Genomic DNA, 13,184 nt, shown 5'->3' on the forward strand with positions numbered 1-13,184 from the left:
CAGGTCCTTGAAGGAAAGAGTGAGTAAAGCATGGAATCAGACGGGGCCGTAATAGCGCGCACCGAACAGGGCGGTGCCGATACGTACCCAGGTCGCACCTTGAGCGATGGCCGCTTCCAGGTCGTGGCTCATGCCCATCGACAGGGTATCCAGGCCAAGCCCCAGGCTTTCCTGCAGCTGGCGCAGGCTGGCGAAGGCGGCCTCCTGGGCGGTGCGGTCTTCGGTCGGCTCGGGGATCGCCATCAGCCCGCGCAGGCGCAGGTTTGGCAGTGCTGCCACGGCCTTGGCCAGCGCTGGCAGGTCGGCCGGGGCGCAACCGGACTTGCTGTCTTCGCCGCTGACGTTCACCTGCAGGCAGATGTTCAGCGGCGCCAAGCCCGCAGGGCGCTGTTCGGACAGGCGTTGGGCGATCTTCAGGCGGTCCACGGAGTGTACCCAGTCGAAATGTTCGGCAATGGCTTTGGTCTTATTCGACTGAATGGGGCCGATGAAGTGCCAGATCAAGGGCAGGTCGCGCAGTTCTTCCTGCTTGGCCAGGGCTTCCTGCAGGTAGTTTTCACCGACATCACGCACACCGGCAGCGTGGATTTCGCGTACGGCGCTGGCCGGTTTGGTCTTGCTCACGGCCAGCAACTGGACGCTGGCCGGGTCGCGTCCGGCAGCCTGGGCGGCGCTGTGGATGCGTGCGGCGAGGGCGGAAAGGTTGTCTGCTATGGTGGACATGGATCAATGCCGTCGGCTCTGGAGATCTTCGGCATTCTACCTGCTTGATGGCTATTGGGGAGTCTCATGGACGTGACCGACCTGTTGGCCCGGGCCGTGGAGGCAGGGGCAAGCGACCTGCACCTGGCAGCGGGCGAGATACCGATGTTGCGCGTGGATGGCGAGCTGCGGCGCATGGCGCTGCCGAGCGTGACGCCGGCAGCGTTGAGCGACGCACTGGCGCCGCTGCTCGATGAGAGCCAGTGCCGGCAATGGTTGCAGGGCGATGAGCTGGATCTGGCACTGGAGTTGGCATCGCTGGGGCGTTTTCGTCTCAATCTGTTTCGGCAGCTGAACGGCCCGGCAGCCACGCTTCGCCTGATTCCGAAACGTATTGCCAGTGTCGATGAGCTCGATCTCGAAGAAGTGTTTCAAGCCGTTGCGCAGCACACGGATGGCCTGGTGCTGGTGGGTGGCCCGACCGGTAGCGGCAAGTCGAGCACCCTGGCGGCACTGATCGACCGGCTCAATCGTGAGCGGGCGCTGCATGTCATCACCCTCGAAGACCCCGTTGAAGTTATCCACAGTAGCCAACGCAGCCTGGTCAACCAGCGTGAGATTGGCCGGCATTGTCGCGACTTTGCCCAAGGGCTGCGCAGCGCCCTGCGTCAGGACCCGGATGTGATCATGATTGGTGAACTGCGCGACCTGGAAACCATCCGCCTGGCGTTGCGTGCTGCGGAGACCGGGCATCTGGTGCTGGCCACGGTGCATACGCGGTCGGCGGCCAGCAGCATTGACCGGCTGGTTGAAGTGTTTGCGGCAGAGGAGAAACCGTTGGTGCGGGCGATGCTGGCGGAGTCGTTACGCCTGGTGGTGGCGCAGGTACTGGTCAAGCGAGTGGGCGGCGGCCGGGTGGCGGCGCGAGAAGTACTGGTGGCGACGCCGGCGGTGCGCAATCTGGTGCGTGAGGGGCGGATGGCACAGTTGTGTTCGGTGATGCAGGCGGGGGCGGCTGAGGGGATGCGGACGATGGAGGGGGCAATGCAGAAGCTTAAGGGGAAAGGTTTGATCAGGGATTCATAGTGCCTGTTCCGGCCCTTTCGCGGGCAAGCCCGCGAAAGGGCCAGGAAAGCGCTGATAGGATCAGCGCTTGGCCAGGCTCAGCTGTTGCTGCTCTTTCGGCAGCACCCGCTTGGCAACCACATAATGCTGCTGCCAGTAAGGCTTGCTCAGGCTGTCGATGCTCACCCGCTTGCCGGTGCGCGGCGCATGGATGAAGCGGTCGTTACCCAGGTAGATGGCAACGTGATTGACCCGACGGCTCTTGATGTTGAAGAAGATCAGGTCGCCTGGCTTGAGGTCGCTCTTGGCCACTTTCATCCCGTGGCCCTGGGCCATGGCGTTGGACGTACGCGGCAGGTCGACGTCTGCCACGTCGTTGAAGGCGTACTTGACCAGCCCGCTGCAGTCGAACCCTTTTTTCGGGTTGCTACCGCCCCAAACATAAGGGGTACCGAGCACGTTGACCGCTCGGCTGAGCACATCGCTGCTCTGCTTCGGCGACATCGCTGCAACAGCAGGCAGGTTGTGGCCCTTGCCCGAATAGTTCGAGCGTGCGTGCAGCGCGGACTGCTTGGCGGGCGCATGTTTCACCGTGGCATTGCTGGTGTAACCGGTGAAACCATTGGGAAGACGTTGCTCACGATTGGTGGCGTGGGCGGCCAGGGGCAATAATAGGCAGAGGGTCAGCCATGTCTTGAAGAAAGGCGGCATAGATGAAGCTCTTTTAAATGTTATGTGTGTGTTGGCGCGCAACTTTATAACAGCTTTTTGCTCCCTTTCAGGGCCGTTGGTCGATTGTCATGCTGCCGTACGTCGGGCTGCGATGAAAAAGTCACATTTTTGTTTAGAAAATTTTCGGATAACCCACGAGGGCTATGAATGAACAGTTATCAGCAAGGGGCGCCATATCACGACACCCACAGCAAGGTCATCGGCTACCTGCTGTGGATATTCGGCTTTACCGGCTCGCACCGTTTCTACTACGGCAAGCCGATCACCGGGACGATCTGGTTCTTTACGCTGGGGTTGCTCGGCATCGGCTGGCTGATCGACCTGTTCCTCATTCCATCGATGGATCGTGAAGCGGACATGCGTTTCCAGTCCGGCCGTATCGACTACAACATTGCCTGGATCCTGCTGACCTTCCTGGGCATCTTTGGCGTGCACCGCCTGTACCAGGGCAAGTGGATCTCGGCGATCATCTACTTCTTCACCGGCGGCCTGTTCCTGGTGGGTGTGCTGTATGACTTCTGGACCTTGAACAGCCAGATTTCCGAAGCCAACGCCCGCGGCCGATAGGGCGTCAGGCGCCCACAAAAAAGGCCTTGTCGCGCTGTGCGGCAAGGCCTTTTTCGTTACTGGCGGGTCTGTCGCTGCTGCAGTAGCAGGTTGCTGAACCCGGCCCCCGCCAGCTGTTTCTGCGCGACGGTCAGTTGCTCGCGGTTGCTGAACGGCCCGACCAGTACGCGGTACCAGGTCTCTTCCTTGACGGTACCCGACTCGACCTTGACCACCTGGCCGAGCAAGATGATCTGCGCGCGGACCTTGTCAGCATCGGCCTGCTTGCGGAACGAGCCAGCCTGCAGGAAGTACTGCGTGGTCGCCGCTGGTTTGATCACCGGTGGCGCGGGTGGCGGTGTCTGCCCGAGCAATGCGGCCTGGGCGCGAGCGGTGTCGATTTTTGCCGCTTCAGCCGGCGTTACCGGAGTCACCGGCTGCGCAGGTACTGGCGGCGTTTTCTCCGGCACGGCCTCAGGCGGCACGATCACCTCGGACTCCGGCAGCAGCGTGTAGAAGTCGTATTTCGGCTTCACCGGCGGCTGTGGCGTTGCTGGGGTGGTCGACTTGCTGGCCTCGGCCACCTTCTCCGGCTTCTGCTGCTCGGGCTTGGTGCGCTTGATGTCACCGCCACCGGGTTCGAGCTTCATCAGGAAGACGATGAACGCGCCGACCGTCAGGCCGACCGCCAGCCATACCCAGCCCGGGATCGGCTGCTTGGCTGGGGCCGTCTGACGGCTGGCGCCGCGTTTGGGAGCGGGTTTTTTCTTGGCAGCCAACTTACATGCGCTCCAGGGTTTCCAGGCCGAGCAGCTCCAGACCTTGCTTGAGGGTGCGACCGGTCAGGGCAGCCAGGCGCAGGCGGCTCTGCTGCTGTTCAGGGGTTTCGGCGGCGAGGATCGGGCAATTCACGTAGAAGCTCGAGAACAGGCCGGCCAGGTCGTACAGGTAGCTGCACAGCACGTGTGGCGTGCCTTTGTCAGCGACGCTGTTGAGGATCTCGCCAAACTGGGCCAGGCTCGCGGCCAGGTCCTGCTCCTGGGGGGCTTGCAGCACGATGTTGCCGTCGACTTCGTCGAAACCCTTGCCCAGCTTGCGGAACACCCCGGCTACGCGGGTGTAGGCATACAGCAGGTAAGGTGCGGTGTTGCCTTCGAAGTTGAGCATCTGCTCGAAGTTGAAGCTGTAGTCGCTGGTGCGGTGCTTGGACAGGTCGGCGTATTTCACTGCGCCGATACCGACCACTTCACCGATATGGCGCAGTTCGTCTTCGGTAAATTCCGGGTTCTTTTCCTTGACCAGCGCGTAGGCGCGCTCCTTGGCCTCGGTGAGCAGGTCGATCAGCTTCACGGTGCCGCCGTCGCGGGTCTTGAACGGGCGTCCGTCGGCGCCGTTCATGGTGCCGAAGCCCATGTGCTCCATCTGCATCGGGTGGCCGACGAAACCGGCGCGGCGGGCAACTTCGAACACCTGGTTGAAGTGCAGGGCCTGGCGCTGGTCGACGAAGTACAGGGCGCGGTCGGCCTTGAGCACGTTGCTGCGGTAGCGCACGGCAGCCAGGTCGGTGGTGGCGTACAGGTAGCCGCCGTCAGCCTTCTGCACGATCACCGGCAGGGGCTCGCCTTCGCTGTTCTTGAACTCTTCGAGGAACACGCATTGGGCGCCTTGGTCTTCGACCAGCAGGCCCTTGGCCTTGAGGTCGGCGACCACGTTGGCCAGGTCGGCGTTGTAGGCGCTTTCGCCCATCACGTCGGCCATGGTCAGCTTGACGTTGAGCAGCTCGTAGGTCTTCTGGCAGTGCGACAGCGAGATGTCCTTGAAGCGCGTCCAGAGGGCCATGCACTCCGGGTCGCCAGCCTGCAGCTTGACTACAAGGCCGCGGGCGCGGGTGGCGAACTCTTCGGACTCGTCAAAGCGCTTCTTGGCGGCGCGGTAGAAGTTTTCCAGGTCCGACAGCTCGTCGCTGGTGATCGGGTTTTCTTCCAGGTAGGCCAGCAGCATGCCGAACTGGGTGCCCCAGTCGCCCACGTGGTTCTGGCGAATCACCTCGTCACCGAGGAACTCCAGCACACGGGCGACGCTGTCACCGATGATGGTCGAACGCAGGTGGCCGACGTGCATCTCCTTGGCCAGGTTCGGTGCCGACATGTCGATCACCACCTTCTGCGCCGGGCCGGCCTTGCGTGCGCCCAGGTGGTCGTCGGCCAGGGCAGCATCCAGGCGGTTGGCCAGGGCATCGGTGTTCTGGAAGAAGTTCAGGAAGCCTGGGCCGGCGATCTCGACCTTGCTGATGTCGGCGCTGACCGGCAGGGCGTTGATCAACTTTTCGGCCAGGTCGCGCGGCTTCATGCCGGCCGGCTTGGCCAGCATCATGGCGATGTTGCTGGCGAAGTCGCCGTGGGTCTTGTCCCGGGCGTTTTCCACCTGGATCGCCGGCGACAGCCCTTCAGGCAGCACACCGTCGGTGACGAGTTGGGTGAGGGCTTGCTGGATCAGCTGGCGAATGGTGTCTTTCATGGGGATCTCTTTTCGACCGCAAGCGCGGTGGAGCGCCTGGATGCGCAGGTGGAAAAACTGGGCATTATCCGTTGCCGGGGGCGGGTTGCCAACCTTTGGGGCAGAAGCTTAATAAAGGTCGACCGGGTCGACATCCAGCGACCAGCGTACCTGGCGCCCGCTCGGCAGTTGCTCCAACACTAGCAACCAGGCACTGATCAGTCGATGCAAGGGTGCCCGGGTGTTGGCCTGAATCAATAGTTGCGCCCTGAAACGCCCGGCGCGGCGCTCCATCGGCGCAGGTACCGGCCCCAGCAGTTCGATGCCGGGCAGGCGCTGCTCGGCGACCAGGCGTTCGGCGGCGGCGCAGGCTTCGTCGAGGAAGCTTTCAGCCTGGCCGGGCTTGTGCGCTTCGGCGCGCAGCAGGGCAAGGTGAGAGAACGGTGGCAGCCCGGCATTGCGGCGTTCGTCCAGGGCCTGTTCGGCAAAGGCGAAGTAACCTTGTTCGGTCAGTTGCACCAGCAGCGGGTGGTCGGCCAGGTGCGTCTGGATGATCACCTTGCCGGGCTCTTCGGCACGCCCGGCCCGGCCGGCCACCTGGACGATCAGCTGGGCCATGCGCTCGCTGGCACGGAAGTCGCCGGAGAACAGCCCACCGTCGGCATCGAGAATGGCGACCAGGGTCACCCGCGGAAAGTGGTGCCCCTTGGCCAGCATCTGGGTGCCGACGAGGATGCTTGGCTGGCCACGCTGGATAGTGGTGAACAGGTTGTGCATGGCGTCCTTGCGCGCCGTGCTGTCGCGGTCCACGCGCAGAATCGGGTAATCCGGGAACAGCACTTTCAAACGCTCTTCGGCGCGTTCGGTGCCAGCGCCAACGGGCCGCAGGTCGACGTGGTTGCACTGCGGACACTGGTGCGGCAGGCGTTCGTCGTAGCCACAGTGGTGGCAACGCAGCACGCCAGAGCGCTGGTGCACGGTCATCCGGGCATCGCAGCGCGGGCATTCGGACAACCAGCCGCAGTCATGGCACAGCAAGGTCGGGGCAAAGCCGCGGCGGTTGAGGAACACCAGGACTTGCTGGCCGGCCTCCAGGGTCTGACGGATGGCCTGCTGCAACGGGCCACTGATCCCGCTGTCCAGCGGCAGGCTCTTCACATCCAGGCGCAGCATGCGTGGCGGGCGGGCGCCACCCGCGCGCTGGTTCATGCGCAGCAGGCGATAGCGGCCGGTGAGCGCGTTGTGCAGGGTTTCCAGCGAGGGTGTGGCGGAACCGAGCAGGATCGGGATGTTTTCCTGATGAGCACGCACCAACGCCAGGTCGCGGGCGTGGTAGCGCAGGCCTTCCTGTTGCTTGTAGGAACCGTCGTGCTCTTCGTCGATGATGATCAGGCCGGGGTTCTTCATCGGCGTGAACAGCGCCGAACGCGTGCCGATGATGATGTCGGCCTCGCCGTCGCGGGCGGCCAGCCAGGCATCGAGGCGCTCGCGGTCATTCACGGCCGAATGCAGTAGGGCGATACGGGCGTTGAAGCGCTGCTCGAAGCGCGCCAGGGTCTGCGGGCCGAGGTTGATCTCGGGGATCAGCACCAGTGCCTGCTTGCCGGCTTCAAGGGTTTCGCGGATCAGTTGCAGGTACACCTCGGTCTTGCCGCTGCCGGTGACGCCGGCCAGCAGGAAGGCGCCGAAGCCTCCGAAGCCTTCGCGCACGGTGTCGAAAGCCTCGCGCTGTTCTTCATTGAGCGGCAGTTCCGGCTGCGCCAGCCAGTGTTCGTGGCGGTGCGTCGGCAGGTGGCGGCGTACTTCCAGCTGAACCAGCTCCTTGGCCAGCAGCAGGTCGAGGCTGTCCTTGTTCAGGTTGAGCTTGCTCAGCAGGCTGTGCGCCACGCCGTGTGGGTGCTGGGCCAGGGTCTTGAGGGCGTCGCGCTGGCGCGGGGCGCGGGCAATGCGCGGGTCTTCCAGGCGTGCGCCGGGCGCCACGTGCCAGAAGCGCTCCTGGCGCATTTCGGCAGGTTCGCCCTGGCGCAGCAGCGTGGGCAGTGCCCAGCTCAGCGTGTCGCCAAGGCTGTGTTGGTAGTACTGGGCGGTCCACAGGCACAGCTTGAACAGCGCTGCCGGGATCGGCGAAACCGGGTCGAGCAAGGCGCTGGCGGGCTTGAGCTTGTCGGCAGGCACTTCGCTCTGCTCGCACACCTCGACCAGCACACCGATCATTTCGCGGCGCCCGAAAGGGACGCGGATGCGCATGCCCGGAGTCAACACCTGGCGCGCCATGCTCGCTGGCGCCTTGTAGTCGAACAGGCGGCGCAACGGGGAGGGCAGGGCAAGGCGCAGGATGACGTCGGACACGCGGCAGGTCTCAGAGGGTGTTTCAAAGAATGGCGAGCCTAGCAGACGACGGTCGGTGCAAGCGACAACTTGCGTTGGCGCGGTGCTCTGGTATTATTCGCCGCCTAATTACGTGCGGTATTCAACAATAGGTGTTGGGTGGCGGCACGCAGCTCGAGGAAGTGACCATGAAAGAAGGTATCCACCCGAACTACGAAGTAGTTGCAGTCACCTGCAGCTGCGGTAACAAGTTCGAAACTCGTTCGACCCTGGGCAACACCCTGGCGATCGACGTTTGCAACCTGTGCCACCCGTTCTACACCGGTAAGCAGAAAGTCCTGGACACCGGTGGTCGCGTACAGAAGTTCGCCGATCGCTTCGGTATGTTCGGTACCAAGAAGTAATCATGCGCATGGCGAATCCTTCGGGTTTCGCGTTGTTGCTGAAAAAGGCGCCCCTTGTGGGCGCCTTTTTTGTGGGCGCAATCTGGCAGCTCCCGGCCCTGGCGTTCTGCCCGCTGCCCGACAAGCCGCAGCAGGTAGCGGTGCGCCAGGTGGTAGATGGCGACACGCTGCGCCTGACCGACGGTCGCAGTGTGCGCATGATCGGCATCAATACCCCGGAAATCGGGCGCAAGGGTCGCACCAGTGAGCCCTACGCCGAGGCTGCCAGGCAGCGCCTGCAGGCATTGGTCAAGGCCAGTGACGGGCGCGTCGGGCTGGTGCCGGGTGTCGAGGGCAAGGACAAGTACGGCCGCACCCTGGCAAACATCTATGGGCGTAATGGCGACAATCTTGAGGCACTACTGCTCAGCGAAGGGCTTGGCTATCGCGTAGCGGTTGCACCCAATGTGCGCCTGGCGGGTTGCCAGCAAGCCGCCGAGCGGGTGGCGCGCGAGGCGCGTGCCGGGTTGTGGCGCAACTCGCCAGTGCGCAGGGCTGCGGATGTCCGGCAATCCGGGTTCGCCATTGTCGCCGGCACCATCCGTGGCATCGAGCGCAATCGTGGCGGTATCTGGCTCGAACTGGATGACACCGTGGTGTTGCAGATTCCCGCTCGTCTGCAACGCACCTTCCCCGACCGCTTCTTCGCTAACCTCAAGGGACGCCAGGTCGAGGCGCGCGGCTGGGTGCTGGATCGTTCCCGCAAGGGTGGGCTCAAGCCAGGGCAGCGACGCTGGGTGTTACCGCTGACCGATCCCGGGATGCTGGAGCGTATTTCAGGCTGAAAAGATGTAGACAGTTCGCTATCAGATTGTACACACTGTGAGTCGAATGCCCCCGTGCGTGATAGCTTAAAGTCGTAGGCCAAAGGCCTTGACACAAGTGACTGACCAGTCTTGTGGCTCCCCGGCTCTTTGCGTATCCTCGGCGGTCCGTCAGAACAGTAAATAGCGGAATGCCCACCATGTCAGACCTGAAAACCGCCGCTCTCGAATACCACGCTCAACCTCGTCCGGGGAAACTGAGCGTCGAGCTCTCCAAGCCCACCGCCACCGCCCGCGATCTCGCCCTGGCCTACAGCCCAGGCGTTGCAGAACCCGTGCGCGAAATCGGCCGTGATCCTGAGCTGGCCTACAAATACACCGGCAAGGGCAACCTGGTCGCGGTGATTTCCGATGGCACCGCCATCCTCGGTCTGGGTGACCTCGGCCCACTGGCCTCCAAGCCAGTAATGGAAGGCAAGGGCGTTCTGTTCAAGCGTTTCGCCGGTATCGACGTGTTCGACATCGAAGTCGACTCGGAAAGCCCGCAGGCTTTCATCGACACCGTCAAGCGCATCTCGATCACCTTCGGTGGCATCAACCTCGAAGACATCAAGGCGCCAGAGTGCTTCGAAATCGAACGCACCCTGATCGAGCAGTGCGACATTCCGGTATTCCACGATGACCAGCATGGCACCGCGATCGTCACCGCGGCCGGCATGATCAACGCCCTGGAAATCGCCGGCAAGAAGCTGGAAGACGCCAAGATCGTCTGCCTGGGTGCCGGCGCTGCCGCCATCTCCTGCATGAAGCTGCTGGTCAGCATGGGCGCCAAGGTCGAAAACATCTTCATGATCGACCGCAGCGGCGTGATCCACGCTGGCCGCGACGACCTGAACCAGTACAAGGCTCAGTTCGCCCACGCTACCGACAAGCGCACCCTGGCTGACGCCCTGGACGGTGCTGACGTGTTCGTAGGCCTGTCCGGCCCGAACCTGCTGAGCCCGGAAGGCCTGAAGTCGATGGCGGCCAACCCGATCGTGTTCGCCTGCTCGAACCCGGATCCGGAAATCTCCCCAGAGCTGGCGCACGCCACTCGCAACGACGTGATCATGGCTACCGGTCGTTCCGACTACCCGAACCAGGTCAACAACGTACTGGGCTTCCCGTTCATCTTCCGTGGTGCCCTGGACGTTCGCGCCAAGCGCATCAACGAAGAAATGAAGATCGCCGCCGCCATCGCCCTGAAAGACCTGGCCAAGCTGCCGGTTCCGAAGGAAGTCTGCGAAGCCTACGGCGTTGAAGGCCTGGAGTTCGGTCGCGAGTACATCATTCCGAAGCCTCTGGACGCTCGTCTGATCACCGTCGTCTCCGACGCCGTGGCCAAGGCTGCCATCGAATCCGGCGTGGCTACCCTGCCGTATCCGAAGCACTACCCGCTGAACAGCGTGGATGAAGTGTTCAACGGCTGATCACTGCCGTAACGACACAAAAAAGCCCCGGCTCGCAAGAGCCGGGGCTTTTTGTTTGCCTGTTGAATCTTGGGGCGCAAAGCGCCCCCGGCATTTGATCAGGTCAGAACAGATCCATCGGCGCTGCTTCGTCCGCTGGCAGCGGGCTGCCCGGCGCAGTGCCGTTGCCCAGCTCATCCACCGACGGTGGAGAGTCCTCGGCCTTGAACAGCTCGAAGTAGGCATCTGGCGTGCTTGGCGAAGCGGCACGGCCGCTGACCGGGTCGACCCGCAAGCTGAGGATGCCTTCCGGTTCAGCCGGTGCATGGCTTGGCTTGTCCTTCAGTGCCGCGCCCATGAAGCTCATCCAGATCGGCAGCGCCGCAGTGCCGCCGTACTCGCGGCGACCGAGGGTCTCCGGCTGGTCGAAGCCGACCCACACGGTGGTCACGTAATCGGCGTTGTAGCCGGAGAACCAGGCGTCCTTGGATTCGTTGGTGGTACCTGTCTTGCCAGCCAGGTCGGTACGGCCCAGGGCCAATGCCCGGCGGCCGGTACCGCGTTTGATCACATCCTGCAGCATGCTGGTGAGGATATAGGTGGTGCGACCATCGATGATCTGCTCGGCGATAGCGGGCGTCTGCGGTGGTGGGGCGATCTGGCCCAGGGCGGACGGCGCCTCGCCAGGCAGGGCAGCGGTGCTGATCGGCTGCTCTGGTGCCGCGAGGCCGGCATGGTCTTCGGCGCCTTGCGGCACGCGTGCCGGGTTGGCGGTGAACAGGGTCTCGCCGCTGCGGCTCTCGATACGATCGATCAGGTACGGATTGATCTTGTAGCCACCGTTGGCAAAGGTGCTCCAGCCCGTGGCGATCTCCATCGGCGTCAGGGTTGCAGTGCCCAGCGCCAGCGAAAGGTTGCGCGGCAGGTCCTGCTTGTTGAAGCCGAACTTGGCGATGTAGTCGATGGTACGGTCCACGCCCATGGCCTGCAGCAGGCGGATCGACACCAGGTTGCGCGACTTGTACAGCGCTTCGCGCAGGCGGATCGGGCCGAGGAAGGTGTTGGTGTCGTTCTTGGGTCGCCACTCATTGTTCTGGTACTGGTCGAAGAACACGATCGGCGCATCGTTGACCAGGCTGGAAGCGGTGTAGCCGCTGTCCAGTGCCGCACTATAAATGAACGGCTTGAAGCTGGAGCCTGGCTGGCGCTTGGCCTGCATGGCACGGTTGTAGTTGCTCTGCTCGAACGAGAAGCCACCGACCAGGGCGCGGATGGCGCCGTTGTACGGGTCGAGGGTGACCAGCGCGCTCTGCGCGCCGGGTACCTGGCTGAACTTGAGCTTGCCGTCATTCAGACGCTGCAGGCGTACCAGGTCACCCACCTGGGCAACGTCGGCAGGCGACTGCGGCGCACGGCCTTGGGAGTTGGTGTTGATGAACGGGCGTGCCCACTTCATGGTGTCCCAGGCAACGATTTCTTCTTTGCCGTCACGGGTCAGCACCTTGAGGCCGTTTTTCTCGACCTGGGTGACGATGGCCGGCTCCAGCGCACCGAGGTTGCGCTGCTTGCTCAGCTCCTGCAGCCAGGCGGCGTGCGTCTTGCCCGGGAAGCGTGCTTCCGGGCCGCGATAGCCGTGACGCTCGTCGTATTCGGTAAGGCCGTTGAGGATGGCCTTGTTAGCCATTTCCTGCATGTCGCTCGGCACGGTGGTGGTGACACGGAAACCTTCGGTGTAGGCGTCGCTGCCATAGCGGCCAACCATTTCGGCGCGGGCCATCTCGGCGACGTAAGGCGCGTTCACTTCAGGCGTCGGCACGTGGTAGCTGGCATTCAGCGGTTCGGCCAGGGCGGCCTGATAGCTTGCCTCGTCGATCTTGCCGAGCTTGTACATGCGACCGAGGATCCAGTCACGGCGCTCTTTGGCGCGTACCGGGTTGGCCAGCGGGTTGAAACGCGACGGTGCCTTGGGCAGGCCGGCGATCATCGCCATCTGCGCCAGGCTCACGTCACGGATCGACTTGCCGTAGTACACCTGCGCGGCCGCATCGATACCGTAGGCGCGGTTGCCCAGGTAGATCTTGTTGACGTACAGCTCGAGGATTTCGTCCTTGGTCAGCTCACGTTCGATCTGCAGGGCCAGGAGAATCTCGTTGGTCTTGCGTGAGAAGCTGCGCTCGCTGCTGAGGAAGAAGTTCTTCGCCACCTGCATGGTGATGGTGCTGCCACCGGTCTGGATGTGACCGGTTTTCACCAGCTGGGTCGCGGCGCGCATCAGGCTGCTCGGGTCGACCCCATAGTGATTGAGGAAATTGTCGTCCTCGGCTGACAGAAGCGCCTGAATGAACTGTGGCGGAATTTCCGCGAAACGGATCGGCGAACGGCGCATTTCGCCGAATTCGGCGATCAGCTTGCCATCGCTGCTGTATACCCTCAGGGGGATTTGCAACTGAACGCTTCTGAGCGAATCGACCGACGGCAGGTTGGGGCTAAGATACAGAAACGCACCGCTCACACCGAGTACGAGCGCGCAGATGACTGCGACAAAAGACCACCAGAAGAACTTCAGCAGGCGTATCAAGGCTTTTCGGTGTCCAGATTGAGAGGTGAATTGCGCACGGGGCCGGCGGACGAAAAAACGCTGGGCATTATAAGCATTTTTC

11 protein-coding genes are annotated in these 13,184 nt (G+C 63.1%); 5 read left to right on the forward strand and 6 right to left on the reverse strand.

The genetic code is table 11. The features are described from left to right. Window positions 1-36: 36 nt before the first annotated feature. Entirely contained in the window at window positions 37-723 is a 687-nt protein-coding gene (locus J7573_RS09965; RefSeq protein WP_294333815.1) for a YggS family pyridoxal phosphate-dependent enzyme, read from the reverse strand. 66 nt (window positions 724-789) lie between these two features. Here J7573_RS09965 and J7573_RS09970 point away from each other — a divergent pair, with 66 nt between their 5' ends. Further along, window positions 790-1,788 (forward strand): PilT/PilU family type 4a pilus ATPase, encoded by a 999-nt coding sequence (locus J7573_RS09970; protein WP_294333818.1) that lies wholly within the window; start codon window positions 790-792, stop codon window positions 1,786-1,788. 60 nt (window positions 1,789-1,848) lie between these two features. Here the strand turns inward: J7573_RS09970 and J7573_RS09975 are convergent, their stop codons facing one another. Beyond that, window positions 1,849-2,478: a C40 family peptidase gene (locus J7573_RS09975; protein ID WP_294333821.1), complete on the reverse strand. Its 630-nt coding sequence runs from the start codon at window positions 2,476-2,478 to the stop codon at window positions 1,849-1,851. 168 nt (window positions 2,479-2,646) lie between these two features. Here J7573_RS09975 and J7573_RS09980 point away from each other — a divergent pair, with 168 nt between their 5' ends. Further along, on the forward strand, window positions 2,647-3,066 hold the full coding sequence (locus J7573_RS09980; protein WP_294333823.1) for a TM2 domain-containing protein: 420 nt from the start codon (window positions 2,647-2,649) through the stop codon (window positions 3,064-3,066). Between the two features lie 56 nt (window positions 3,067-3,122). On the opposite strand, the gene J7573_RS09985 is transcribed toward J7573_RS09980, so the two are convergent. The 3 genes from J7573_RS09985 to J7573_RS09995 form a co-directional block, all read right to left on the reverse strand. Further along, on the reverse strand, window positions 3,123-3,824 hold the full coding sequence (locus J7573_RS09985) for an SPOR domain-containing protein (RefSeq protein WP_085677940.1): 702 nt from the start codon (window positions 3,822-3,824) through the stop codon (window positions 3,123-3,125). A 1-nt stretch (window position 3,825) separates the two neighbouring features. Further along, window positions 3,826-5,562 carry an arginine--tRNA ligase gene (gene argS / locus J7573_RS09990; protein ID WP_294333832.1) on the reverse strand — a complete coding sequence of 579 codons (1,737 nt, stop codon included), beginning with the start codon at window positions 5,560-5,562 and terminating at the stop codon, window positions 3,826-3,828. Between the two features lie 108 nt (window positions 5,563-5,670). Beyond that, window positions 5,671-7,890, reverse strand: coding sequence for a primosomal protein N' (locus tag J7573_RS09995; RefSeq protein ID WP_294333834.1), 2,220 nt, complete (start codon window positions 7,888-7,890; stop codon window positions 5,671-5,673). Between the two features lie 167 nt (window positions 7,891-8,057). On the opposite strand from J7573_RS09995, the gene rpmE reads away from it, so the two are divergent. From rpmE to J7573_RS10010, 3 genes are all read left to right on the forward strand, one after another. Continuing rightward, entirely contained in the window at window positions 8,058-8,273 is a 216-nt protein-coding gene (gene rpmE, locus J7573_RS10000; protein ID WP_027920990.1) for a 50S ribosomal protein L31, read from the forward strand. A 2-nt stretch (window positions 8,274-8,275) separates the two neighbouring features. Further along, window positions 8,276-9,097, forward strand: a complete 822-nt coding sequence (locus J7573_RS10005) for a thermonuclease family protein (RefSeq protein ID WP_294333837.1) — start codon at window positions 8,276-8,278, stop codon at window positions 9,095-9,097. A 179-nt stretch (window positions 9,098-9,276) separates the two neighbouring features. After that, window positions 9,277-10,545, forward strand: coding sequence for a malic enzyme-like NAD(P)-binding protein (locus tag J7573_RS10010; protein ID WP_207937371.1), 1,269 nt, complete (start codon window positions 9,277-9,279; stop codon window positions 10,543-10,545). Window positions 10,546-10,648: 103 nt separating this feature from the next. Here the strand turns inward: J7573_RS10010 and J7573_RS10015 are convergent, their stop codons facing one another. Continuing rightward, window positions 10,649-13,102, reverse strand: coding sequence for a penicillin-binding protein 1A (locus J7573_RS10015; protein ID WP_294333845.1), 2,454 nt, complete (start codon window positions 13,100-13,102; stop codon window positions 10,649-10,651). Window positions 13,103-13,184 lie beyond the last annotated feature (82 nt).

This window comes from Pseudomonas sp., assembly GCF_017744435.1.
GTDB lineage: Bacteria > Pseudomonadota > Gammaproteobacteria > Pseudomonadales > Pseudomonadaceae > Aquipseudomonas.

Bases quoted from the DNA above. Each gene is read 5' to 3' on its own strand.
- J7573_RS09965 (WP_294333815.1), bottom strand. From the start codon at position 723: ATGTCCACCATAGCAGACAACCTTTCCGCCCTCGCCGCACGCATCCAC.
- J7573_RS09970 (WP_294333818.1), top strand. From the start codon at position 790: ATGGACGTGACCGACCTGTTGGCCCGGGCCGTGGAGGCAGGGGCAAGC.
- J7573_RS09975 (WP_294333821.1), bottom strand. From the start codon at position 2,478: ATGCCGCCTTTCTTCAAGACATGGCTGACCCTCTGCCTATTATTGCCC.
- J7573_RS09980 (WP_294333823.1), top strand. From the start codon at position 2,647: ATGAACAGTTATCAGCAAGGGGCGCCATATCACGACACCCACAGCAAG.
- argS (WP_294333832.1), bottom strand. From the start codon at position 5,562: ATGAAAGACACCATTCGCCAGCTGATCCAGCAAGCCCTCACCCAACTC.
- rpmE (WP_027920990.1), top strand. From the start codon at position 8,058: ATGAAAGAAGGTATCCACCCGAACTACGAAGTAGTTGCAGTCACCTGC.
- J7573_RS10005 (WP_294333837.1), top strand. From the start codon at position 8,276: ATGCGCATGGCGAATCCTTCGGGTTTCGCGTTGTTGCTGAAAAAGGCG.
- J7573_RS10010 (WP_207937371.1), top strand. From the start codon at position 9,277: ATGTCAGACCTGAAAACCGCCGCTCTCGAATACCACGCTCAACCTCGT.